The sequence below is a fragment of the Alteromonas sp. 5E99-2 genome, assembly GCF_017368475.1.
Lineage (GTDB): Bacteria > Pseudomonadota > Gammaproteobacteria > Enterobacterales > Alteromonadaceae > Alteromonas_F.
Window position 1 is genome coordinate 122892 of sequence record NZ_JAFNJE010000003.1, and the last position, 25997, is coordinate 148888.

Annotated in this window: 20 protein-coding genes; 12 read left to right on the forward strand and 8 right to left on the reverse strand. The window is 40.2% G+C overall.

Annotated features, from left to right (window positions below; all coding sequences use genetic code 11):
* Positions 1–24 precede the first annotated feature (24 nt).
* Genes J3L16_RS04365 through J3L16_RS04375 form a run of 3 tightly spaced genes read right to left on the reverse strand, consistent with a single transcriptional unit; the run spans position 25 to position 5348 of the window.
* A complete protein-coding gene (locus J3L16_RS04365) occupies positions 25–1248 on the reverse strand; it encodes a CsiV family protein (protein ID WP_207611674.1) in 1224 nt (407 codons plus the stop codon).
* The gene (gene mfd, locus J3L16_RS04370) at positions 1248–4742 is read right to left on the reverse strand and encodes a transcription-repair coupling factor (protein WP_207611675.1); all 3495 of its coding nucleotides are present in this window, start codon (positions 4740–4742) and stop codon (positions 1248–1250) included. The genes J3L16_RS04365 and mfd overlap by 1 nt, the downstream gene beginning before the upstream one ends.
* Positions 4743–4754: 12 nt before the next feature.
* The gene (locus tag J3L16_RS04375) at positions 4755–5348 is read right to left on the reverse strand and encodes a PilZ domain-containing protein (protein ID WP_207611676.1); all 594 of its coding nucleotides are present in this window, start codon (positions 5346–5348) and stop codon (positions 4755–4757) included.
* Between the two features lie 99 nt (positions 5349–5447).
* Between J3L16_RS04375 and J3L16_RS04380 the strand changes: the two genes are divergently transcribed.
* The 3 genes from J3L16_RS04380 to J3L16_RS04390 all read left to right on the forward strand — a co-directional run bounded on the left by J3L16_RS04380 (position 5448) and on the right by J3L16_RS04390 (position 7589).
* Positions 5448–6641: a lipoprotein-releasing ABC transporter permease subunit gene (locus J3L16_RS04380; RefSeq protein WP_207611677.1), complete on the forward strand. Its 1194-nt coding sequence runs from the start codon at positions 5448–5450 to the stop codon at positions 6639–6641.
* A gap of 85 nt (positions 6642–6726) precedes the next feature.
* Positions 6727–7290, forward strand: coding sequence for a phosphoribosyltransferase family protein (locus J3L16_RS04385; protein WP_207611678.1), 564 nt, complete (start codon positions 6727–6729; stop codon positions 7288–7290).
* Between the two features lie 17 nt (positions 7291–7307).
* Positions 7308–7589: a SelT/SelW/SelH family protein gene (locus tag J3L16_RS04390; protein WP_207611679.1), complete on the forward strand. Its 282-nt coding sequence runs from the start codon at positions 7308–7310 to the stop codon at positions 7587–7589.
* A gap of 107 nt (positions 7590–7696) precedes the next feature.
* Here the strand turns inward: J3L16_RS04390 and xthA are convergent, their stop codons facing one another.
* A complete protein-coding gene (gene xthA / locus J3L16_RS04395) occupies positions 7697–8506 on the reverse strand; it encodes an exodeoxyribonuclease III (protein ID WP_207611680.1) in 810 nt (269 codons plus the stop codon).
* Positions 8507–8598: 92 nt separating this feature from the next.
* On the opposite strand from xthA, the gene J3L16_RS04400 reads away from it, so the two are divergent.
* From J3L16_RS04400 to J3L16_RS04415, 4 genes are all read left to right on the forward strand, one after another.
* Complete coding sequence (locus tag J3L16_RS04400) at positions 8599–8973, forward strand: DUF2750 domain-containing protein (protein WP_207611681.1); 375 nt, start codon at positions 8599–8601, stop codon at positions 8971–8973.
* Positions 8960–9373 (forward strand): SufE family protein, encoded by a 414-nt coding sequence (locus tag J3L16_RS04405; protein WP_207611682.1) that lies wholly within the window; start codon positions 8960–8962, stop codon positions 9371–9373. Before J3L16_RS04400 ends, J3L16_RS04405 begins: the two co-directional genes overlap by 14 nt.
* A gap of 2 nt (positions 9374–9375) precedes the next feature.
* Positions 9376–9981 (forward strand): YigZ family protein, encoded by a 606-nt coding sequence (locus J3L16_RS04410; RefSeq protein WP_207611683.1) that lies wholly within the window; start codon positions 9376–9378, stop codon positions 9979–9981.
* Positions 9982–10125: 144 nt separating this feature from the next.
* Positions 10126–11826, forward strand: coding sequence for a S8 family peptidase (locus J3L16_RS04415; protein ID WP_207611684.1), 1701 nt, complete (start codon positions 10126–10128; stop codon positions 11824–11826).
* Positions 11827–11899: 73 nt separating this feature from the next.
* Here the strand turns inward: J3L16_RS04415 and J3L16_RS04420 are convergent, their stop codons facing one another.
* On the reverse strand, positions 11900–13123 hold the full coding sequence (locus J3L16_RS04420; RefSeq protein ID WP_207611685.1) for a glycosyltransferase family 4 protein: 1224 nt from the start codon (positions 13121–13123) through the stop codon (positions 11900–11902).
* Between the two features lie 384 nt (positions 13124–13507).
* On the opposite strand from J3L16_RS04420, the gene J3L16_RS04425 reads away from it, so the two are divergent.
* A complete protein-coding gene (locus tag J3L16_RS04425; protein ID WP_207611686.1) occupies positions 13508–14353 on the forward strand; it encodes an HDOD domain-containing protein in 846 nt (281 codons plus the stop codon).
* A gap of 37 nt (positions 14354–14390) precedes the next feature.
* On the forward strand, positions 14391–15191 hold the full coding sequence (locus J3L16_RS04430; protein WP_207611687.1) for an alpha/beta hydrolase: 801 nt from the start codon (positions 14391–14393) through the stop codon (positions 15189–15191).
* Between the two features lie 8 nt (positions 15192–15199).
* Here J3L16_RS04430 and glgC read toward each other — a convergent pair whose 3' ends face one another.
* Entirely contained in the window at positions 15200–16483 is a 1284-nt protein-coding gene (glgC, locus tag J3L16_RS04435; protein ID WP_207611688.1) for a glucose-1-phosphate adenylyltransferase, read from the reverse strand.
* Positions 16484–16788: 305 nt separating this feature from the next.
* On the opposite strand from glgC, the gene J3L16_RS04440 reads away from it, so the two are divergent.
* A complete protein-coding gene (locus tag J3L16_RS04440; RefSeq protein ID WP_207611689.1) occupies positions 16789–18180 on the forward strand; it encodes a transporter substrate-binding domain-containing protein in 1392 nt (463 codons plus the stop codon).
* 4 nt (positions 18181–18184) lie between these two features.
* On the opposite strand, the gene J3L16_RS04445 is transcribed toward J3L16_RS04440, so the two are convergent.
* Together J3L16_RS04445 and sbcB are read right to left on the reverse strand one after the other, a co-directional pair.
* Positions 18185–19843, reverse strand: coding sequence for a FapA family protein (locus tag J3L16_RS04445; RefSeq protein WP_207611690.1), 1659 nt, complete (start codon positions 19841–19843; stop codon positions 18185–18187).
* An 87-nt stretch (positions 19844–19930) separates the two neighbouring features.
* Complete coding sequence (sbcB, locus tag J3L16_RS04450) at positions 19931–21358, reverse strand: exodeoxyribonuclease I (protein ID WP_207611691.1); 1428 nt, start codon at positions 21356–21358, stop codon at positions 19931–19933.
* Between the two features lie 156 nt (positions 21359–21514).
* Here sbcB and J3L16_RS04455 point away from each other — a divergent pair, with 156 nt between their 5' ends.
* Positions 21515–21925 carry a CBS domain-containing protein gene (locus J3L16_RS04455; RefSeq protein ID WP_207611692.1) on the forward strand — a complete coding sequence of 137 codons (411 nt, stop codon included), beginning with the start codon at positions 21515–21517 and terminating at the stop codon, positions 21923–21925.
* Between the two features lie 98 nt (positions 21926–22023).
* Positions 22024–25980, forward strand: coding sequence for an ATP-dependent RNA helicase HrpA (gene hrpA / locus J3L16_RS04460; protein ID WP_207611693.1), 3957 nt, complete (start codon positions 22024–22026; stop codon positions 25978–25980).
* Positions 25981–25997 lie beyond the last annotated feature (17 nt).

Genomic DNA, 25997 nt, shown 5'->3' on the forward strand with positions numbered 1-25997 from the left:
GCCCTGTTGACGTCACTTTAGCGATCAGGCTTTTTCGTAACGACGTATTTCCACTAAAACCCCAAACATAGGGTGGTCAAAATAATGCAGTTGCGAACTAATCACTCTGCGCAACTGCTTATAGGGAATACTGACCAATTGTTCTTGTTGTTCACCGTTTAACTCTAGTGTAATTGGTTGACGATAGGCAATATCGCCATCTATGTGTAAATAAGGAACGCGGTTAACATACTGCAAATACACTTTTAAGTTTCCGTCGACTTGCCAAAGTTCTGAAAGCTGGGTTTGTGTGTCTATCTGTATTGCTTCTTCTAAGGCTATTTCGCTACCCAACCGTTTTTCAAAGGCAGTGATATCTATCGGATCATTTCCGTAGCCATCTTGTAAAGCAACAGTGTAATCGAAAGCGGGGCCATATAACTGCTCAGTACTTTCTTCTGTATTATCTTCAATATATTTGAAGCCCTGTCTATCGTAGTCTTGCGCGTAATTTTTACCGCCGAAAACCCGTACACTTTGCGCATTTTCTTGGCCGAACTTTACCTCTTGTCGCCAAGCAACGTGAAGTAATCTAGTTAACCCTTTTTCACTTCTAATTCGCAAACTGAGTTCTTGTAACATCAAATCTTGTTTTGATAGTAACCCCGGCCCCCAAGATTCATCATGAGAAACGCCAAAGTGGTTTACAGGTAACAAGTTCGGTTTAGCAAATGCAGAGGTGTCATATTCGACACTGTCGTCAACACAACCAAATTTAGGAATATTTATTTCTATTTGAGGAGACTGGAACTGTTCATTCAAAAAACTATCAACCCAGTCGTCCACTGAAGGTGTTTCAGGAGGCGTATCTTCTTCGCTTGTTATCTGAGATTCTGGTGAAAGTGGCTCTGGCAAAAGCTGCTCTGGCAAAAGTTGCTCTGGCAAATGTAAATCACCAATAAGCTCTGTCAGTACTATAGGGGGCAATAATGATTCGGGCTTTTCTTCATGGCAAGGTTTTAAACTGTGATAAAGGCCACTGATATCCGGTTCGTTTGTATGGGTAATTAAATCTAAATCTGCTTTAGGGGCATTCAGTGTCGATGCATATTCAAATTGTTCCTGATGAGACTGTATAAGTTGATTTCTATCAAAAACGATAACTTCAACATCAAACCACCATTGCTTTTCTTCTTGAGCAAAAGTTATGCAAGGCAAGGTTAGCGAGGATAGTAATAAACATGATTTTATTGGATGTTTGATTTTCACTAGGCTAATTGCTCCTGCTCAAATTCGCTTAATAATGCTGATACTTTTTGTAATCTAGCCTTGGCGTCATCAGTTTTGATTACCCATTTCAATTTTTGACTACCTTCAAACTTGAATTCACGATTGCGCTTTTGTACTAACTGAATAATAAAGCCCGGGTTGACTTTCATCTCTGAAGAAAATAGCAAGGTACCGCCTAGACTATGCATTTCTATTTTTTCTATTCCTAGGGCTTTTGCTCTAATTTTGAGTGCAGCCATAGAGACTAAATTTTTTGCGGGATCAGGTAATAAACCAAATCGGTCAATACATTCTACTTGGAATTCATCTATATCATCTTGGTTTTTACAGTTAGCGAGCTTTTTATATAAAGATAGTCGCATGTTCACATCACCGATATAGTCTTCTGGCAACAGTGCTGCAATACGTAATTCAATATCTGTTTGCTGAGCTAATGCGTCGTCTAATGATGGTTCTTTACCTTCTTTTAAGGCCTCGACGGCTTGCTCAAGCATGTCCATGTATAACGAAAAGCCAACACTGGTGATCTGACCGGTTTGATCGTCACCTAAGAGTTCTCCTGCGCCTCTGATCTCTAAATCATGAGTAGCAAGTGCAAAGCCTGCCCCTAAGTCTTCTAAAGATGCGATAGCTTCTAAACGCTTAGTTGCATCTCTTGTCATGCGCTTGGGATGAGGAGTCAGTAAATAGGCATAAGCTTGGTGATGAGAACGTCCTACACGACCTCGTAACTGGTGTAGTTGTGCTAACCCTAAATGATCAGCACGATCCATTATAATGGTATTTGCTGTGGGAACATCGATGCCCGTTTCGATAATGGTAGTACACACTAGAACATTGAATCGCTGATGATAAAAATCAGACATGACGTTTTCTAATTCACGCTCTCGCATTTGGCCATGGCCTATGGCAATACGAGCTTCAGGTATTATTTCAGCAATTTCTGCTGCTGTTTTTTCTATGGTGTCTACTTGATTATGCAAGAAATAAACTTGTCCACCTCGTAACAGCTCTCGCATTATCGCTTCTCTGATAATGGGGTCTTGACGCTGCTGAACAAAAGTCTTTATGGATAAACGTTTTGCTGGAGGCGTGGCAATAATTGATAAATCCCGCATGCCAGAAAGCGCCATATTTAGCGTTCTGGGGATTGGGGTTGCAGTTAATGTCAATATATCTACATCAGAACGCAATGCTTTAAATTTTTCTTTCTGGCGTACACCAAAGCGGTGTTCTTCATCGATGATAACTAAACCGAGATCGGCAAATTTGATATCGTCTTGCAGTAGTTTATGAGTACCTACAACAATATCCACATCGCCAAGTTCTATGTCTTCAAGTACTTTGGTTTGTGCCTTACCTGCAACAAATCGAGACATCACCGAGATGTTAAATGGCCATTGGCTAAATCGGTCTTTGAAATTTTCGTAATGTTGCTGCGCGAGCAGGGTAGTGGGCACCAATATGGCCACTTGTTTACCTTGATTTGCAGCAATAAACGCTGCTCGCATGGCCACTTCGGTTTTACCAAAGCCTACATCGCCACACACCAATCTATCCATTGCATTGGCATTGCCCATGTCATTAATCACAGCATTGATTGCTTGGGTTTGATCTGGGGTTTCTTCAAAAGGGAAACTATCAGCAAATACTTCATAGTCTTCCCAATTTATGGAATAGGAATATCCGGGTTTTGCAGCGCGTTTTGCATAGACATTCAGTAATTCAGCGGCGACGTCTCTGACTTTCTCTGCTGCTTTTTTCTTGGCTTTACGCCATGCATCAGTGCCAAGGTGATTCAGAGGCGCATTGTCGACGTCTCCGCCACTGTATCGGGAAATTAAATGAAGAGATGAAACTGGCACATACAATTTTGATTCGTTTGCATACTCAATGTGTAAATATTCAGTAGCAACACCGCCAGCATCTAATGTTTCTAAGCCTTTGTAGCGTCCTACGCCGTGATCTAAGTGAACTACGGGCTGGTCTACAGAAAGCTCAGCCAAATTTCGAATGACCGCACTTTCATCTGTTGTGGCTTTTGCGTCTCTGCGTCGCCTTTGGCTAATTTTATAACCGAGTAGCTCTGTCTCTGTAATAACGTAGAGTGAATCCAGCGAACGAGTTAATTTAAAGCTATGTTCTAACCAGCCTACACATAAGCATATGGAAGCATCATGGGAGAGAGCCTGTTCGAAACTCTCTGTATTTGTCGGGCGTATACTAGAGCGCCCCAACACCTCAATAAGATTTTCTCGTCTACCATTAGTTTCAGCAACAAAAATGAGCTTTGCTTTACCTTGTTTTGCTTCTTCAAGTGCGCTTCTTAGTCCTTCGGCTGCGTCATCTTTTCCGGGATTCAAAGCAATTGTGGTTAATTCACTAAAGGGGGCAGCAGTGTTTGCACTTTGTGATTTACCGCTATCACCTAGTAAGGAAACACGAGGTCGTTGATTCAGTTGAGAGAATAAATTTTCTTCTGCAATAAAGAGCTTATTGGGCGTTAAAAGTGGTCGTGCAAGGTTGTATCTTAGCTGCTCATAACGTTCATTTATGTCTTTCCAGTGGCTACCACATGCCGTTTGAATGTCGCCATGAAGCATTAACAAGGTGTCATCTTGTAGATAATCGAAAAGTGTTGCAGTTTGTTCAAAAAACAAAGGTAAATAGTATTCGATACCGCCAACTAAATTGCCTTTGGAGACTGTCGGTAAGATGGAATCTTGTGCGTTATTTACACCAAATTCTTCAAGATACTGTTCTCTAAATAAGCCTAAAGCCTGCTTGGACGTGGGAAATTCTCTGGCTGGCAGTAACCTTATATTATCGACTTTATCGGAAGAACGTTGGTTTTCAGTGTCGAAAAAGCGAATGCTGTCTATTTCATCGTCAAATAAGTCAATGCGAAATGGCATATCGCTGCCCATAGGAAAGACATCAATAACACTGCCTCTAACACTAAATTCACTGTGACTAATAACTTGATTTACATGTAAATACCCAGCGCGTTCTAGTTGTCTGCGAAAGCTGTTTCTGTCTAAGGTTTCACCGGTTTTGAACAACATGACTTGCTGGGCAAGGTAGTCCGTTGGAGACAGGCGTTGCATAAGGGTGTTTACAGGGACAATAAACACACCTTTTTGATCATTTGATAGACGGTACAAGCTTTCTAAACGCTGAGAAATAATATCTTGATGAGGAGAGAAACCATCATAGGGTAGTGTTTCCCAATCGGGAAAAAGCGTAATGGGTATACTGCTGTCGTTTAAGAAAAAAGGAATACTTCTTTCTAGTTGCATTGCCGACGGTGTACTTGCGGTGATAATGACAAGAGGCCCTTGATGCTCTTTAATTGCGTGAGCTATGGCCAGAGCGTCGCTGCTTCCTGCTAAACAAGACCATTGTTTGTGATCTTGTTTAGTGGCTTTGGGATTAAAGATAGCAAGAGGTAAAGACAGCAAATTTTCTTTCATGTTGTATGTATATTACTCGTTAGCGTTAACTTTATGTCGGGCGCGCAATTGTTGTGTTTGTAAGTGTAAGGTCGCTTTTACCAACAATTCTTGGTCTGATTCTCTAATATGAGAAAACAGAAAGCCGATATGGTACCTATCTTCTTTTGCTTCGCAAGTGATGACTTCACCATGGGTATAAACTGCACTGTGCTCAGAAGGCACAAATAGTTTAATTTCAGCAAGTGTACCAACTTCAAATGGGGCATTGTGGTCAATAACCATACCACCACCACCGAAGTTAACTGTGTTATGGCGGTATTCTGGGTCGTCTTGTTGTTCAAGAATGTAGGATAACATCCAATCAATTTTCTGTGATTGCGCCTCTAAAAATGCCACGAGAGCTTCTGAATCTTGGCTAGCGAGTTTTAGTGAACGCAATAATCCGCCATCAATACCTGAAAACTGCCCAGCAAGTTTAAATGCATAAGGCATTTGAGCTTCAAATTCTGAAAAATCACAGGGCGTATTGGTTGCCAGTGGCAACACATTCACATTTAAAGGGTGGGCTATTTTAAAAAATTCTTCGAATTGCGCTTTTTTTTCTTCTTGTGTCAACACGGGCATCACCTTAGTTATCGACTTGTTACTGATTAAGCTTACACGTATTATGCGGAAATCTTAAGGGCCTAGTCTTTTCTTTGTATAAACTAAAGGTTTGAATCATTGTTTAATTGGATTTCTCCATACATAGCTTTGCGATACAGCCGTGCGAAGCAAACAACCAGTTTTGTATCTTTCATTAATCGTATGTCAGTGGCGGGGATTGCGCTAGGACTTATGGCGCTAATTACTGTTGTTTCTATTATGAATGGGTTTGAAGCCCAACTTAAACAGCGTGTATTAGGGGTTGTCCCTCACCTTGTTGTGAGTTCAGATACTGATTTAGATATTCAAAGTCACGACAAAGTTGAAGCGGTAATGCCATTTGAAGAAGTGGATGCAGTCATTCAGTCTCGCAGCGCTCTAAGAGGTATTCAAATCCAAGGTATCGAGCCAAATGTTATGGCGCAATACTCAGTGTTTAACGATAACTTGTTGTTTGGCTCACTGGATTTAAAGCCGGGAAGCTTTGAAGTCATAATAGGACGCTCCCTTGCCGTTCAAATGGATATAAACCCTGGTGACGAAGTGCGTGTAATTATAGCCGGTAAGTCTATCTACACACCTTTTGGTCGAGTTCCTAGCCGAAGACTGGTGAAAGTGGTTGGATTTTTTGATTTGAGTTCACAAGCCGACGACACGGCAATATTAATGCATTGGAAAGATGTTAAAAAACTAAAACGCAAGTCGGGTGATTCCGCGTCTTCCCTTAGATTATTTTTATACGATGCCTTTCAATATGACGTGGTAGCTGACTGGTTAAATGATAATAATCTTGAATCGAGCAGCTGGCGTGGGCGCCAAGGTACTTTGTTTGATGCAGTTAAAATGGAAAAAAATCTCATGTTTATTATGTTGTTACTTATTATCGCAGTAGCTGCATTTAACATTATTTCTTCTTTAGTTATGGTTGTAACTGAAAAACAGCCGGATATCGCAATCTTGCAAACGCAAGGTATGCAAGGTTCTTCAATAATGGGTATTTTCGTATTTAACGGTATTTTCAATGGTATTAAAGGGACTTTCTTTGGTGCTGTGTTGGGGTTTGCATTGGTTTACACTCTTAATCCTATTTTAAAAGCCGTAGGTGTGTCGTTAGCCTTGTCTATTGATGGAAATGTTGTTCCTTTTGTTGTGGATGGTATTCAAATCGCATCGGTAATTGGTTTTTCGATTTTATTGTGTTTGTTGGCGAGTTTGTACCCCGCGTATCGAGCAATGAAAGTGAAGCCTGCTAACGTACTACACAATAGCTAGTAGGTTTAGTCGGTGAAGCGGTAGAGAATTGAGTAAAAATTGCTTATACTCGCCGTCCTTTTTTTTGACTATATGAGCTGATCCCATGGATAAAGTCTTTCTAACATCTCAATCATTACTAGAAGATGCGTTTCGCTTAGCGTCTCAAGTTTATGAAGACGGCTTTAGACCGCAATTTATAATCGGGATTTGGCGGGGTGGTGCGCCAATTGGAATTGCCGTTCAAGAATTTTTTGAATTTATGAATGCGCCTACTGATCATATTGCTGTTCGCACATCATCTTACTATGGCATAAACAAGCAATCACGAGAAATTCGAGTGCATGGTTTGCATTATTTGGTTGAAAACGCCAACGCAGAAGACGGATTGTTGATTGTTGATGATGTATTCGACTCAGGCCGAAGTGTGGATGCCTTGTTAAAGCAAATTAAGAAATTAATGCGATTAAATACGCCTTCAGATATTCGAGTCGCTACGCCTTGGTACAAACCGCAAAATAATAAAACAGAAATTACACCTGACTATTATGTTCAGAAAAGTGATGAATGGCTTGTGTTCCCTCATGAACTAGCGGGTTTAAGTGAAGAAGAAATTCGCGAAGGGAAAAAAGAGCTAAGCGGTGTAATGGACGTGCTTTTTAAAAAGTAAGTATTGAGCTTCATCCTATGAATAAAATTGAAATTAAATATTGTTCTCAGTGTCGCTGGTTATTGCGAACGTCGTGGATGGCTCAAGAGCTTCTTTCTACTTTCGAGGGTGATATCGACGAGATGTCGTTGTTGCCCAGCTCTGGCGGTATTTTTGAAATTACTGCCAACGGCCAGCTTATATGGTCACGTAAAAGTGAAGGGCGCTTTCCTGAAATAACAGAATTAAAGCAAGTAGTGCGTGATGTGATTGCGCCTGAAAAAGACTTGGGTTGTATCGATAGAAAGAAAAAGAGCTAGCCACAGGACATTTGATCGAACTTTTCTCTTCGAGATAGTGGCGCTAATGAGAGTTGCGCCTGCAAGATTGGAGCTTATCAAATAGCAATAAGCTCCATTTTAACCCATTACAGTTTAAACTCGGTCCAAATAGGGGCGTGATCTGAAGGTTTTTCAATTGCCCTTAATTCATAATCAATATCTGCCGACGCGGTTTTTTCAGCCAATTTTTTCGTTGCTAAAATTAAATCAATGCGTAAACCTCTATTGTCTAGAAAGCCTTTTGAGCGATAGTCAAACCAGCTAAAACGCTCGGCTTCGTCTGGTTTTAGCATTCTAAAGGTATCAGTAAAGCCCCAATCTATTAGGGTATTAAGCCATTCTCGTTCTTCGGGTAAAAAGCTACATTTTCCTGTTTTTAACCAACGTTTTCTATTGGGCTCACCAATACCAATGTCTAAATCGGTATGGGAAATATTCACATCGCCCATAACAATCACATTTTCGTCTGGGTTGTGCTCAGTATCTAAGTGGTGCATTAAATCGCTATAGAACTTTTGTTTAGCAGGAAACTTTAAAGGATGGTCACGGCTTTCGCCTTGTGGGAAATACCCGTTCATCACGGTTAGCTTTTCACCATTGTCTAACGTGTGAGATGTCATTATCATACGACGCTGGGCATCTTCATCATCGGTGGGGAAGCCGTAAGTGACTGAGTCAGCCTCATTTTTACATAGCATTGCTACGCCGTAATGGGCTTTTTGGCCGTGAAAATAAACGTGATAGCCCATATCTTTAATGGCTTGTTCAGGAAATACGTCGTTGTGTACCTTTATTTCCTGCAAACCGATAATATCCGGTGCATGGCTGTCGATAAGCGCTTGAAGCTGGTGTAAACGGGCGCGCACGCCATTAATATTGAAAGAAACAACCTTCATTTGCTGAGTTTACTCTTTAGTTTAAGTACAATATTGCAAATGGTACCAAAAGCGCATTACAGACGCGACGAAAACCCCACAATGGATAACAAATGGCATTAACATTAACCGATACACTTGCTCAAGAATGGGCCGAATTAGAAGCTGAATTAAGACAACAGAGCTTCTTTGAGTACTTACCTAGTACATTAGAGGTCTGGGGCGTGCAGGGTAGCGATGGCTGGGTTATGGCAATTAGAAACGAATCTGAATGTTTGCCGATTTGGACTCATGAAAAATTGGCTGACAACTGGTTGCAAAAATTTCACCCTGACGCAAAACCTTGTCGAATTTCATTAAATGAGTTTAAAACTACATGGTTGCCGGGTTTAAAAAACAATCAGGTTAATTTGTTAATAAGCCCAAGTGCTGTAAAAGACGATGTCATCGTCATGAGTGCAGAAGAATGTAGTGATGAACTTAGCTGATCATAAAAGCAAGCAGTGGGTGTCTAGGTATATCGAAGCTACCTCATGGGAAGGGGCAACTCGTGTCTTAATGCTAGCCAGTAAACAACTTAATGCCCTTGATGAAGATCAAAGGAGCGAACTGCATGAAATCAGTGGTTGTGAATCTCGGGTATGGTTGAAAATGACCGAAGAAAACAAGCTTATACAACTGAAAGGGTATTCCGACGGTAAAATTGTTCGAGGTCTTATTCAATTGATTTTTGAACCAGTTCAAAACGTAGCTAAAGACGCATTCTGTGAGTTTGATTTCGATGGCCACTTAATTAACCTCAACCTTGAAAAGTATCTGAGTCCTTCGCGCAATAGCGGAGTGGCGGCGTTAGTGGCGAAACTCAAACAATTTCAACAAGACGTATAGTCATGTCTTATTTCATTCCCAATGAAACCTTAGAAACAACATTAGAAATTAAAAAAAGCTTGTTTCACGCTAGAATTGGACCTGCTACAACACGTCAAGATGCGATGAGTTTGGTCGAGGCGTGTAAACATGATTACCCCGATGCTCGCCATCATTGTTGGGCGTATAAACTGGGCGACCCTTCGTGTCCAGTGAACGCGGGTATGTCAGATGATGGCGAACCCAGTGGCACGGCAGGTAAACCAATGCTTAATGTACTTCAACATAAAGACATTGGCGATATTGCCGTGGTGGTTAGTCGGTACTTTGGTGGAACAAAGCTAGGTGCTGGTGGGCTTGTAAGAGCGTATTCTGGTGCAGTGCAGCAAACCGCTGAAAAACTACAAGTTGTAAAACACCTGCCATTAATGAAAGTCACAGTGGAAACCGAATTCAAACACGAGCAATATTTTCGGCATTTTGTTCAGCAACACCAAGGTTTGGTAGAGTATTGTGAATATCACCATAATGTAGTCATGACATTAGCCATTCCTAAATTCATTGAAAGTGACTTAAAAGCATTCGCCGCTAATGTGAATGCAGTGGTGTTAGCTAATCAACACAGTTAGAGGCTCACTCTTCTTTCAGGTATTGGATTTCATATAAAAATATAATTTTGATTACTTTACATACTTTTTGTTAAGGCGTATGTTTTGTGAGCAAGGATTTTTTGCATCAATTTAAATTTGACAAAACTAACGACAGGAATTCGTATGAAATTATCAAAAGTACTCCCTCTAGCTATTGCAACTCTCTCTCTTAGCGCTGTTTCAAATGTTTACGCAGAAAATACTGAATCAAACGTGAAAAAACGATTGATTGTTAAGTTTGCTGAGCAAACAGAAGATACACGCTCAAAAAAACAAAAACATAAAGCCAGAGAAGAGAAAATTGCAAATAGGCTTGCAAGAAAAGCTAAATACCTAAAAGAAACAGTTTCAGAAACGGAAGTTTTTGAAATTGAAGACATGGATGACAGTGAAATAACATGGGCGTTACAAGAGCTCAATGGAATGAGTGATGTTATTTATGCTGAAGAAGATAAATTAATGCAACATTATTTAGTACCTAACGACCCTCTTTATAGTAGTCAGTGGCATTATTATCAGCAAAGCACGAGTATTAACGCTGAGGATGCCTGGGATAAAGCTACGGGCGATGGCGTAATTGTTGCCGTGCTTGATACTGGGTACGTTGCCCATGCTGATTTGGTTGGAAATATATTACCTGGTTATGACATGATAAGTGACGCTTTCATGGCAAATGACGGCAATGGAAGAGATAGTGATGCACGAGATACTGGCGACGGAACAGCAGCGAATGAATGCGGCTCTGGTTCGAGAGCGTCTTCGAGTTCTTGGCATGGTACCCACGTGTCTGGCACTATTGCGGCAGTTACAGATAATAATCTAGGCGTCGCAGGTGTTGCTTATGATGCTAAAATTGTTCCAGTTCGCGTATTAGGTAAATGTGGTGGATTCACTTCAGATATTGCCGATGGAATTGTTTGGGCTTCTGGTGGCAATGTAGCGGGAATACCGAGTAACCCTAACCCGGCTCAAGTCATCAATATGAGTTTAGGCGGCTCTGGTTCTTGTTCTCAAACTTATATCAATGCAATCAACACTGCTAGAAATAACGGTACTACTGTTGTTGTTGCAGCGGGTAACTCAAATGTAAATGCGTCTAGTGCCGTACCTGCTAACTGTCCGGGTGTTATTTCAGTAGCCGCTACAGGTCCTACAGGGGCAAAAGCCAGCTATTCAAATTTTGGTTCAGTAGTGGATGTTGCTGCTCCAGGTGGGGATTTAGCTTTTGGCCAAACCAGTGGGGTGCTCTCTACACTTAATACCGGGACTGCAGGGCCTTCAGCTGATAGCTATGAATATTATCAGGGCACGTCAATGGCAACGCCTCATGTTGCAGGTATTGCGGCTTTGCTTTACGAACTAGACCCATCAATAACACCAGACGAAGTTGAATCGATTATTGTTGATACTGCGAATTCGTTTCCAGGTAATTGTAGTCAATGTGGCTCTGGTATTGCGAACGCCAATGATGCAGTCGATGACATTTTAGGGAATTCTTCCGGTGGTGGCTCTGATAGCTTTACACCTATTACATTTTCTGTGAGCGTTCCTAATATGACCACAGGTAATTTCACTCATTACACATTGAATGTACCTGAAGGCGCATCAGAGTTAGATGTGAATATTTCAGGCGGGTCAGGTGATGGTGATCTTTATATTCGTTTTGGGGCTCAGCCGACGCTTAATGATTGGGACTATCGCCCTTATTTAAACGGAAATAACGAATCGGTTAATATTGACGATCCGCAAGCGGGAACATGGTATATAAGTGTGCATGCATTTAGCACTACATCAGGCATAACCTTGTCAGGTGGGCTTGAATAAAAAACCATTGTAAGTCAATTCTATTTAAACGTAGGCCAAGCAAAATTAACGTTTTACTTGGCCTTTATTTATCTTAGCTTTGTGCTTTATCAATTGAGTTGTTTTTTGCTTCAATCCACTGTGACATATACTGATGGCTTCTCATTGTTTGGTGATTGAAAGCTCGGGATAAAATATGTTTTTCTCTAAACGACTTTAAGTTTCGATGTAGTGTTTCAGTTTCAATATAGAAGTTACTATGTTGTTTTTTTTCTTTTGCCAATTTAGCCTTAAGTTGAAATGTGTTTAGGTGATGTTTTTCCCATTGTAACTTGTCATTGTAAAGTGAAATAACGCTGTCTATAAATGATTCGTCGTTATGCGTAACCTTACCAGGCCATTGTTCTTCGATACATATACCTTTAATTGCCAACGGCGTTACTACACTGGGTGTTCCATTAGTGATCGCTCTAATTAACTTACCTTTTACGCCAGCACCAAACTGAATTGGTGCAAGTGAAAGCCGATAACCTTTGAAGGCGTCGTCAGCATTTTCAATCCATCCTTTGACAATAAAACCCGACTTTTTATTGGTCAGTGCTGTGGCTTTTTTAGGCGGATAAGCGCCATAAATATGACATTCAACGTTAGGGAGTTTTGCTCTTATTTTGGGCCAAAACCTACTAAGTGTTAATACTGCATTCCAGTTTGGCGCATGTTTGAAATTACCAATAAAACTCACATGCTGGCGTTGTTCAAATGAAGGTGAACTAGATCCATCGCAATGAGGTAACAGCGGATAATAGTGCAGCAAATCTGATTTTATGTTTGCGTATTCAGTTAACCAGTTGAGTTCATTCTTTGTGATGACCAAAGTTTTATCACAGCGCATAATAGAGGCGACTTCTCGTATCATTACATCATTAATCGTACTGTCTAGTTTAGTTGTTTTGGTTTCTAAATGAGTTTGCTGACGAAGTCCGTGTAAATCTTCTGTATTTAATATTTTTACCGCATTGGGGAGACAATTAGACACTCGCCAGCCAAATTGTTCTTCGGTCATAAAGCGGTCAAAAATTACAATATCTGGATTGGATTCGCTGACAAAGGAGTCAAAGCTACTGTTATTAAGTTCAATATTAACTTGTTTTATTCCTAACAAATCTAAGTTGAAAGCATGCGTGCTTTCTTGTGCCGCGCAAGCAAATTCGACGTTCCAGTTACGCTGACAAGCGCCACGCAAAATCGTGAGCATATTTTCCCCTGCGGCTGAAGAATTAGGCTCTGGCCAGACACTGCCAATAACAAGACATTTCAAACGTTTTACTCCTTCGATATGAGGTATTAATGATTAACGCAGGACTATTGCCGCCGTGAACAGTGGGTGTTATTTGACTTCCTACATTAAAATTCTGGCCACGATATCGGGATTATTAGTTAAGAGCAATGGAATAGTATGCTAGAAACCACTGAAATACCTATAGTGGTGTTATTCAATATCACATAATAAGTAACTAGTCGTTCAACCAATATAGCGTTGATGCTTTTGTCAATGAGATAGGGCTAAAAAAAACGCCTGTTCAGATTTCAATCAAAATAAGGCTGTTTGTATTAGTAATGGTCTATTAATTCGAAAAATCTGGCATTCAGGCGAGGACTAGTCTATTTAATAATAAGAGCCAAAATTAATGAAATAAAGAATATGAATATTGAAGAGTATGCTCAAAAGGCAGAAAGTTTATTTGCGTTACCTGACTCCGTCGTACAATTGAAGTCATGTATGGATGACGATGCAGCGAGTATTGATAACGTAGGCGCTATCGTTTTGACCGATCCTGGGCTTGCTGCTCATATTTTGAAAGTTGCTAATAGTGCTTTGTACAATTTCCCCAACAAAATAGACACTATGAGTAAGGCACTTCAAGTAATTGGAACTAGAGCCGCCTATGATTTAGCGCTATCTTATGGAGTATCTTATGCATTTAAGGATATTCCGGGCTATGTCATTGATTTAGACCGTTTCTGGGAACAGAGCATTTGCTGTGGTTTATTAGCCAAACAAATAGCTGAATTTCACAATCACAGAGAGCCAGAGCGATTTTTTGTTACAGGTCTACTCAACAATATTGGCGAACTTATTGTTGCGTCACTAAATGAAGAGGCAGCAAAAAAGAATTTAGACTTTTCTAAAGATGTCACTCCACCGGAATTGCAACATGAGGTATTGGGGTTTGATTACGCTTCACTTTCAGGAGCATTGTTGAAAGCTTGGTGCTTACCTGAGTCAATTTACGCTCCGCTACAAGTTATTCACAACGGGAGTGAAGAAGAATTAACAAGGGATGCGCAGATAGTGAAACTGGCTTACTACTTGGCGTTAGATAATGTTAATAATGAGATTTATGAAGCGTATGAAAACATAACGTCAGACATGCATCAAAGGTTAGATTTGGAAACGGAAGATTTAGAAGAAGCCCTTGATAAAACTAATATTGAATGTATGGGATTAATGTCTTTGTTCAGCCCAACATCGTTTATGCTGTATTAACTTGGGGTACCATTGAGCGTGTATAGTTAGCTTTTCTATGGCAGTAATCGATTTACACTTTGCTCATGCAAATGGATTTCCGGCTGGAAGTTATCATCAGATATTTTCTCGTATAGAAGAACCGTTTAATTGTTTTTCCAAAGCTATTTTTGGTCATGAAAATTCGTTAGATGACGATGATAACTGGAACTTATTAGCGACTGAGCTAATTGATTACTGTGAATCAAAAAAAGTTGAAGGTCGTCCTTTATGGGCGGTTGGCCATTCAATGGGAGCCGTAGTTTCTTTTAAGGCCTGTTGCCACAGGCCTGATTTGTTTGCGGGGTTGATAATGCTAGATCCTCCTCTTATTGTTGGCCCAATGGCACCGATATTTAAAATTTTCAAAAAAACTAAATATGTCGACAAATTGAGTCCTTCAGGTCAAAGTCGAATGAGAAAAAATAGGTGGGCCATAGACGAAGATGTGGTGGCTTATTTTAAACAAAAAGCACTTTTTAAAAATATAGAAGAGTCATGTATTCAAGACTATGTAAACGCAGGCGTAACTATTCACAACGGTGAAAAGCGCCTAAAGTTTAAGCGACATGTGGAAACTCAAATTTTTCGCCAGTTACCTCATGACCTAAATTCTTACACGGGGCAATTACAGTGTCCTGCGCATGTCGTTGTAGGGCGAACAAGTAACGTATGCCACAAAGCCATGTATAAGCCTTTTGCTAAAAAACACAAGGCAAAGCTGCACATATTACCGGGGGGACATATGTTTCCTCTTGAGTACCCCAAACAAACCGCAGAGTTACTTAAGCGCATAGTTAGTAAAAGCATGGTTAGTTAAAAGTAAAGCTATGTAAAAGCATAGTGGGGCAGAGTGCCTACAGGTTGGCCTAGCATTTCCCGAGTTACTAACACTACATCTTTATCTGACACTCTAAACCCTCGGGCTCTATCGTGTTCGTGGTCATAACCAATTACAGTACCTTCAGGCACTACACAGCCTCTATCAAGAATAACGCGTTTAAGTTTACAATGTCGCATGATTTCAACATTGGGTAAAATGACAGCCTCTTCAATTAAACTGTATGAATGTATACGGACATTAGAAAAGCATAAACTTCTGCGTAATGTTGACCCTGAAATAATGCAGCCTCCTGATACAACAGAGTTTATAGCTTCTCCTCGTCTAGATGAGTCTTCCCATACAAATTTAGCAGGCGGTAGCTGTTCTTGGTAAGTCCAAATAGGCCATTTGTTATCATACAGGTTTAACGCTGGCACCGGCTCAACTAGTTCCATGTTTGCCTCCCAAAAGGAATCAATTGTACCCACGTCTCGCCAGTACTGAGTACCACCTGAAGCGGTTTGAAAGTTGTAAGCGTATACTGGCTGGTCTTTAATAATAGACGGTATGATATCTTTGCCAAAGTCGCGGTCCGATTCAGCTGTTTCCGCATCTTTGGCAAGGGTCTCAAATAAAAATTCGGTATCGAATACGTAATTGCCCATGGAGGCTAAGCAGCGAGAGTCGTCACCTGGAATAGATGACGGGGAGTCTGGTTTTTCTTCAAAACCTAGAATGCGGTTGTTTTCGTCAACTTTCATAACGCCAAACGCGCCTGCTGCTTCTTCTTTTGGTACGGCCATACAGCTAACTGTCATTTTTGCGCCGGATTCAACATGAGCAGCAATGATATTTCCGTAATCCATCCGGTAAATATGGTCGCCAGATAAAATCATCACATACTTGGGTAGTTCGTCTTTTATAATATCTATATTTTGAAAAACAGCATCAGCTGTACCTTCGTACCAATTGTCCGAAAATCGCTGAGATGCGGGAAGAATTTCAATGGATTCGCCTAATTCTTTTTTAAAATGTCCCCAACCTCTAACTAAATGGCGAATAAGTGAATGGGATTTGTATTGGGTTACAACACCAACTCTGCGAATACCTGAATTAACGCAATTCGATAATGGGAAATCAATGATTCGGAATTTACCACCAAAATAAAGCGCGGGTTTGGCTCTCCATGCAGTCAATTCATGTAATCTGGAGCCTCTTCCTCCCGCTAGTATCAAAGCATAAGTATCTCGGGTTAAATTACTGATGTAACGTGAGGAGTTCTCTTTCATGTATATTAATCCCTTTTTACAAATTTGAATTGAGCTTTATGACTTAACTAATAGACTACCATTGCAATAACATTATTCTTTCAAAATAGTGACATTATTTAACGAATTAAACAATGAACTATAGGCAAGATGTGGTGATTAAATTATGGATTTAGGTATAGTTGCCTTTATAACTAACTTAGTTTTGGTTTAAACGCAGTTGAAAAGCACTTTTTACTCATTTTTTATCTTCGGAATTTGTTTGCATGTTTTTAACAACGATGATGTAACCTATGAATTTCACATTGTATTTTAAATGCATTTTTGTGTGCCTTTTCGCGTTGCTGTTTCTTGCCTCTGCAACAGCGCAGATTATTTCCTCTGATAAAGAGTTGCGGTATTGTGTTAGCCCTGATCGCATGCCCTTTGAAGGTGTTTTGAATAACAAGCATGTAGGTATATCTAAAGACTATATTGACTACATAGGCGACTATACAAATATTGATTTTAAATTGGTAGTGACATCGTCGTTGTTAGAAACATCGAGATTGTTAAAAAATGGCACTTGTGACGTAGTGTTTATTTTAGAAGGTTCTTTTGGACGTGACCAAGATCTATTGTTTACTCATCATATTTTTGAATCGCCAAATGTATTGATTACTCGAATTGATTTTCCTGCTATTCCTGGTTTAGGCGCTATAAAGAAGCGTAAAGTGGCCGTAGAAAAAAGGTATCGCCATATGGATTACCTCACCAAAAACTACCCTGGCTTAGATTTAGTGTTAGTAAAGAATGAAGAGGAGGGCTTACTATTAGTTAATGATGGAAAAGTTGATGTTATGATTTCCTCATTGCTAAGTGCATCTATCATTATAAATGAACGTAAACTGGACCGACTTATAATGACTGGATATGCGGAAACTAATGATACTTTGGTTATGGGGTTCAGCAGAGAAAAGTCAGGCTTGTATGCTGAAATTAATCAGACTATTGAATCCATGCATTATAGCTTTCAAAACCACAGTTATCGTCGTTGGTATAGAGTTAATCCCGTACTTCATTCTTCGAATCAATGGGTAGGGTATACGTTATTTATTTTCGTTGTAGCAATTATTATTTTAATTTGGATTAGGGCTGCAAAAAATAGGGTGCGAAAAGAGCTCTCCATCAGAGAAAAGGATTTAGAAAGATTACAGACAGTATTGCTGTCTAAAAACCGTGAAATTGAATTTCTTTCTACTCAAGATGAACTAACCAGTTTAAATAATCGCAGCCATATGCTGCATAAGATAGAAGATGAAATCTGTCGATTCAATCGCTTTCGTTCACCAGTAACTCTTATTTTGATTCAAATAGAAACTAAGTCAGCACCGAATTTACCTGATACCGATGAGCAAATTAATCACCCAATGACGTCACTATCCGAAATTGTTGTAAACAAGACCCGAGATGTTGACATTTTATCTCGTTGGAGCAGTGACGAAATATTGATAGCGTGCCCGCAAACCAATTTAATTTCCGCGCAGATGTTAGCTGAACGAATATTGACTGAAGTTGAACTTCAATCTCTACAGGACTTTGCGGAGCAAAAAATATCAATTGGAATTGGTACATTAAATGAAAATGACGATTTTTCATCTTGGTTAAACAGGGTGTCTGCAGCGTTACGATCAGCTAAAAAGCAAAGAGGCCATAGTTTAGAAGTTTCTGATTTCTAGGGTGTTAGCGAGTAATTGGCTCATATATCCAGTTGTGGTCTTTATAGAATATGTGAGCTCTATCGTATTCTCTTTCAGAACGCCAGTTGCGATTGTCCAATTGTGTGTTTACGCCCGAATAGAGTTTTTCATTTGCCACAACCTTAATTTGGCTAGTGTAGGAGTCTTTTTCAATTTTAAGCTCATCAACTTTTTTTTCTAACCACTTTAAAAGGCCAATTTCGTCATTAAATTTAGCTCTAGTTTCATCCAACTTACCAAGTAACTCTGAAGGTACAGATTTTGATGAAATGATTTGCATTTGTTTTTTATGGCGGTCGGTATTTTGTTTTATTTGTTGGACTAAAGCATTTATTGAATCTATTCGTGACAAAAGTTGGTTAAAACCCTGACTAAAATCAATGTTAAGGCTTCCACCTGATACTGCCCCTAACGTTCCAGCTAGAACATGACGAGTTGTTTCTATTTCACACCCAAATAGACTTCCATTAGGATTGTCATGCTTACCGACAACAACACTGCCTCCGCAACTAATTTTGCTGTGTGCGAGTTGTTTACCAACACTAACATCTTCTAAACAGGTAATATGAAGACCTTGACCATGTTGCACATGGATACCACCTGATGATTTTAATATGCAGCTAAAGTCTTCGTTTTCTTGAGTATCTTTCCCGACAGCGCCTTCAGTAATAATTATATCACCGCCAGCTTCAATGTAAGCCGATTCAACAAAACCAATTACAGTCACGTCTCCAGACGCTTCTATCTTCATGTTTTCGGCAACATCACCTTTGACTAATACGGCACCGTCATATTTGATATGACCCGTGCTAACATCAACGCCTTTTGATATGAAAGTGTCGTCCACGGTCATCACTAAATTGAAAAATTTAGGCATCCCTGAAGTTATTGAGACAACTAAATTCTTATCTTCTGAGCTTATTTTTGTTCCTTCCCCGAGGTTGATGGGGATCCATTGACCTTGTAACGGCTCTAATGGCGTGTTTTTTACCGTGTATCCAGCGCGACCATCTGTTGGTGGTAACCTTCTTAAAACGGGAACATCAGCTTTAACGCAAACAATATCACCTAGGTTTCTAGGGTCAGTTTTTCCATCTTCTGAAACTTGCGGTTTGAGTACTCTTTCTAAGGCGTTTGGAACGAGGGGCTTAACATGAGAACTGTGGCCGTTTTTTGCGGGTAGCCCTTTGGCGATGCAGTCTTCGATGATGTCACCAGGCGCGGCTTGTTTTAGCCTTTTTAGCATGCGTACAATACGCTTTTGACTCACTCCTCGGATAATATTGTTTTTCTTGGCTAATGTTAAGACGGCTTTCTTAGATGGGTAATGTCCCCCGTAAGGAGCTGTTAAAGTGAGAGTTGCAGACATCTCATCATCATCTATATGAAAAGCAACTTGTGCGTTTTTTCGTTCTCCTATTTCTACTTCAATAGAAGAAGAGTTATTTGATTTTTTGAAATCATTGGCTTGGCCACAAACTTGCTTTAATGCGGATTCGGATACGTAAACTTCATTAAATTCGGTATTTTTTAGCCATGCATACACTAACTCTACAGATATCTCTTCGTCCATTTCGCTAGGCGAAACTGTCATTATTAGGTGCTGCAGGCTTTCATCAAATTTAATGGTTACGCCATTCATTGCTGATTTCCCGTTATTTTATTTAGTTTATTATCGGCATGGATACGCAATTCGTTACTGCTAATGTAATCCTTAGTATTCGCTAAATCAAAGTTTTTGAACATATTGGTGCAGAGTATGCAATACAGACAGTGAATTAGGTTGGTTTTGATGAAGTTCAGCAAGCCTATCTAGCTCTAATGCAAATTCAGTTAAGCTTAACCCCGTTAGACCTTCGGTAAAGCTCAGCTCTCTGTGGCGTTGCCAACTTGTCATTTCTTCATATGACAAAGACGAAGGGAAATTACGCCCACGATATAAGAACAACAATGACTTCAATGTGCTAGGTTGAAGTTGAGAAATTAGCGTTCCCAGTTCTCCTGGCTCTGCTTGGCGTATCACTTCGCATCGGTGTTTATCGTCGTTAGACATAAATCCGTCTGAATAGAGCCGTTGTTCAACTGGAGGAGGCGGAAATTCTGAAGGAATACGATGAACATCAATCACCTTGGAAATGCAGTCTAGGTTTTGAGTTACTTTCTTGTAATTCGCTAGGCATAGGTTTCTATCTAAACCAATTTCTGTCGAGCGCTGTTGATCAATGGCTTTTGCTGACGTAATAAAAGGGCTCTTGTTAATGTGAATTAATTTGATCCCGGGTCGGTCATCCGGTGACTCTAACTCTTCTGCTTTGGCGTATAATTTTTCATGTATTTGTTCGACTGAATGGTTCAATATCACATCAATATTGCGGCTTAAATCAAGACAAATTACTGCATTAGGCTGAGTAGGGTGATAGGCCAATGGCAAAACCCAAGTACAACACCCTTGCGATGCGGGAATTTTGGCAGAAATGTGTAATAGTGGAGTGAGTGTTTCTAAGTTTATGAGTGCTTGAACAGTTTGTTTTTTGCGTAACGAAAGTCCGTAATCAAACAATTTAGGCTGGGTGTCTTTCATTAACTTAGCAAAGGCGATGGTGGCCCTTACATCGGCTAAAGCATCATGGGCACCAACATGTTCGATATTGTTTTCACGGGTAAGCACTTCCAATTTAAAGGAAGGATGTCCGTTTTCATTTAAAGGCCAGTTGATCCCATCGGGCCTCAAAGCATAAAACGCACGGGCTAAATCAATAATATCCCAACGGGAATTGCCATTTTTCCACTCTCTGGCATAAGGGTCGATAAAATTTCGAAAGAACAAGAAACGAGTGACTTCATCATCAAAACGCATACTGTTGTAGCCAACGCTACAGGTATTGGGGACACTCATTACGTCAAGAATTTTTTGTGCAAATTCAGTTTCTAACAACCCTTTTTGCAATGATCTTTGAGGAGTTATCCCTGTAACTAAACAAGCGCTTGGGTGGGGAAGGTAGTCGTTGGGAATTTGACACATAATATCAATTGGGTCACCAATAACTTCTAAATTTTCATCAGTTCTAATTGCAGCAAATTGGCACGGATAATCTTGTCTTGGGTTAACGCCCCAAGTTTCGTAATCATGAAAAAGGAAGGAAGGTGAATGATTCATACCGGCACATTTTGTAATAATTATTTTAACAGTATATTTCAAACTACTTGCAGATGCAGGTGAAATGTCATAGATATAGATAAGACACGCTTAAAAATTCAACGTATTAATTAAAGTTAGCCTGATCAATAACACTATAAAAAAATAGGATGAGTAATGGAATCTCTAGAAATACAAAAATACATGAATGCTAGACCCGTCAAGTTAGATGTTAAAATGACAGTGGCAGAAGCGGTTGATTTACTCCTTTCCAGAAAACAAACCGGTGGGCCTGTAGTCGACTACAACAACAAAGTAGTTGGTTTTTTATCGGAACAAGATTGTATAAAGCACATGATAGACAGTAGCTATTACCGTGAACAAATATGTCGTGTAGAAGATATAATGGTGCGTCCTGTTGTCTCGGTTAAAGCGTATAATTCCGTACTAGAACTTGCCCAGACAATGATTAGAGAAAAGCCAAAAGTTTATCCTGTGGTTGATGACGATGGCTACTTAGTTGGAGCAATTGATAGATCAGCAGTGCTGGCTGCGTTGAACAAACATTTTGATTCAGGTTTTTCATAAAAAAATAAGAATTATGTTCGGTGCTGGTAAAGCGCCTCAGCTTATTTTACCATGCGCGGCTTTGTACATCATAGTTATAGTTGAGCTGGCCCAACGAAATGAGCATTCCAGAACAAACAATCGCTGAACCCGAAAAGTGGGTAGAGTCGGGCGACTATGCCTCTTTTTTTACTTTTGTAACTGAATGCTTAAGAAGCTGCTTACAAAAAGATAAATATAAAATTAAAGCCCGTCTTCATCGTATTCGCGGTGCCTTTAATGATTCAGAGAAACAAGTAGAAAATTTAGATTCAGTGTTAGGCTTGCTAGCTGAACTAGAACGCTCTCGTCAGCGCTATCAAGTTAGAAAAAATAATATTCCTAAAACCGATTATCCCGACCTTCCCGTCTCTGAAAGAAGAGATGATATTCTCGAGGCAATCCAAAATCATCAGGTGGTTATTATTGCCGGTGAAACAGGATCGGGTAAAACTACGCAACTTCCCAAAATATGTATTGATGCCGGTCGTGGAATAACTGGACTTATTGCTCATACCCAACCAAGACGCCTCGCAGCAAGAAGTGTTGCGACCCGTATCGCTGAAGAGCTATCTACGCCTCTTGGCGAAAAAGTAGGGTTTAAAATCCGGTTTAGCGATCAGGTAAGTGACAACACCTATATCAAGTTGATGACCGACGGTATGTTATTGGCGGAAATGCAACAAGACAGATTTTTAGATGCGTACGACACTATCATTATTGATGAAGCTCACGAACGCAGCCTCAATATCGATTTTCTTCTGGGGTATTTAAAACAGCTTTTAGCTAAACGGCCAGATCTAAAAGTTATCATTACCTCGGCAACCATAGACCCAGAACGATTTTCCAAACACTTTAGTAACGCCCCAATTATTGAAGTGAGTGGTCGAACTTATCCTGTAGAAATCCGATACATGGATACAACGGATAACAACGAAAACGATCAAATTGATAATATTATTCATGGGGTTGACGAGCTTATGCTTGCGCCCAAAGGCGACATACTTGTCTTTTTAAGTGGTGAGCGGGATATTCGAGATACCCAAGATGCATTGTCAAAACAACAATATAAACATACTGAAATTGTGCCCTTGTTTGCGCGGTTATCGGCAAATGAACAAAACAAAATTTTTCAGTCTCATAGCGGACGTCGCATTGTTCTAGCGACCAATGTCGCTGAAACATCCCTGACTGTGCCTGGTATTAAATACGTAATTGACCCAGGAACGGCTCGTGTTTCACGATACAGTGCTCGATTAAAAGTACAAAGACTACCCATAGAGCCAATATCACAAGCGTCAGCCAATCAAAGAGCAGGGCGCTGTGGTCGTGTTTCAGATGGTATTTGTATACGTTTGTATAGCGAGGACGATTACCTTTCTCGACCTGAGTTTACAGACCCAGAAATTTTAAGAACAAATTTAGCGTCTGTTATTTTACAGATGATGGCGTTAGGGCTTGGGGAAATCGAGCAATTTCCTTTTGTTCAGCCACCGGATAATCGCAATATTACTGATGGTTATCGACTTTTAGAAGAGCTACAAGCAACGCAATTGCAAAAAGGTAAACAGGTGTTAACTGCAATTGGACGTCAGTTATCTCGCCTTCCTGTTGACCCTCGTTTCGCAAGAATGGTTATAGAGGCGGGTAAGAATGATGCATTAACTGAAGTCATAGTGATTGCCGCTGGGTTAAGTATTCAAGATCCTAGAGAACGGCCTCAAGATAAAAAACAAAAAGCAGACGAAGCGCACAAACATTTCGCTGATAAGCATTCTGATTTTATTGCACTGCTTAATTTATGGAATGCGTTCTCTGAACAACAAACTGCATTAAGCAATAGCCAAATACGAAAATGGTGTAAATCTCAATTTATTAACTACTTGCGGATGCGTGAGTGGCAAGACATCGTAAGCCAAATTAAAAAGTCACTTTCAAATGTGCAACTAGGGCTCAATTCTACCCAAGCCTCTTTTGACAGCATTCATAAATCACTCTTGGCCGGTTTACTTTCACACATTGGTATGAAAGATAAAGAAAAAGGGTATTTAGGTGCTCGAAATAGCCAGTTTTATGTTTTTCCCGGTTCGGAGTTAGCAAAAAAGCCGCCTAAATGGGTAATGAGTGCGGAGTTAGTGGAAACCTCTCGTTTGTTTGCGCGTATGAATGCCAGTATTGATCCCGCTTGGGTAGAGCCTCTGGCTAAACATATGACTAAATCAAGTTTTAGCGAGCCTCATTGGTCAAAAAGTCGCGGCGCGGTTGTCGCGTATGAGAAAGTCATGCTGCTAGGTATTCCTATTGTGGCTAAACGAGCGGTTAACTATTCAAATATTGATGCTCCCTTGTGCCAATCGTTATTTGTTCGTGAAGCACTGGTAAATGGCGACACTAAACTTAATATCGCGGTTTTGAAGGACAACCAAAATAAGCTCGCTGAAGCTGAAGCGGTAGAGCAAAAAACACGACAACGAGATTGGGTGGTATCGGAAGACGACCTTGTTAATTTCTATCAAAGCCGTATTCCGGATAATGTCGTATCAGAAGCGAGTTTTCTAAAATGGTGGAAACACAAAGCGGACCAACAAGGCTTGGTATTTACAGAAAAAGACATATTTCAGAAAAGCCCTACCAGCAATGTTCAAAACGCATTTCCAGATTCTTGGAAACAAGGTCAGTTAAACCTTCCGTTGAGATACGAGTTTGAGCCCAATGCCGTTGATGATGGAGTTACTCTAGTTGTGCCTTTGCCTGTCCTTAATCAGCTTACATCTGATGGGTTTGACTGGCTTGTACCGGGGCTTCGTTTGGAGAAACTCACTGCGTTGATTAAGTCCTTACCCAAACGTTTACGCAAAAACTTTGTTCCAGCTCCAAATTTTGCTGAAGCTGTGTTACCGGATCTCGTTGACGTGGATAAAAAGGGACACCCCGTCGCCTTAATTGACGCTCTTGCTCTGAAGTTATTCAGAATGACAGGCGTAAAAGTAGAACGAGAAGACTGGCAGTTATCTTTGTTACCTAAACACCTAACCATGCATTTTTCCATCGTTGATGGTAACGGTAAGCAATTGGCATTTGGTGATGACTTATTTACATTACAAGAAAACCTAAGTGGTAAAGTTAAAGAAACCTTTGAAAAGGCTGTCACGCCAGAATTTGAGCGAAAAGGGTTAACAAAATGGGATTTTGAAACGCTTCCCGAAACGTTTACACAAAAGCATGGGGGGTTTGATGTAAAAGCGTACCCTGCCTTAGTTAAAAATGGGAATACCGTAGACATTGTTCTTCTTGATAGTGAAATAGAAGCACAAAAGAATCACTTTGAAGGTGTTGCTGCATTGCTTAAATTGGCTATGCCATCACCGGTGAAATACTTACAAGAAAAGCTGCCTAATAAAGCTAAATTGGGCTTATATTTTAACCCTTTTGGTAAAATACAAGCGTTGATAGATGATTGCATCTTAGCAGGCATTTATTCGTTAATTGACGAGTTTGTAGATTTTAGTCAGGCGAGCTTACGTACGAAAGATGGTTTTACCCAATGTGAAAACTATGTTCGGGGTCGCCTTAATGACGAAGTGCTTGCCATCGCAGTGGTGGTAGAGAAAGGTTTAACTTTAGCTCATGGTATTCAAAAGCAAATGAAAGGTAACGTTCCGCTTACCCTTATTCAATCTGTGGGCCATATAAAAATTCATCTAGATTCCCTCGTTTATGCGGGCTTTGCATCAGACTTTAGAAAAGCTAAGCTCAATGACTGGTTGCGCTACTTGCAAGCATTAGAAAAACGATTGGAAAAGGCGAAGATTGACCCACAAAGGGATAAATTGAATCAGTTGTCTGTTGATAAAGTAAATAAATCAATCGAATCAGCAAAAACGAAAATAGTAGGTAATGAAATGGAGCCTACCTTCAACGAACTTCGCTGGATGACTGAAGAGCTAAGAGTGTCGCTTTTTGCCCAGCAACTAGGTACGGCTTACCCTATTTCTGAAAAACGTATCTTGAATTTCATTCAATCAGAGTGTGGCTAAAGTAACAATAGATGTTC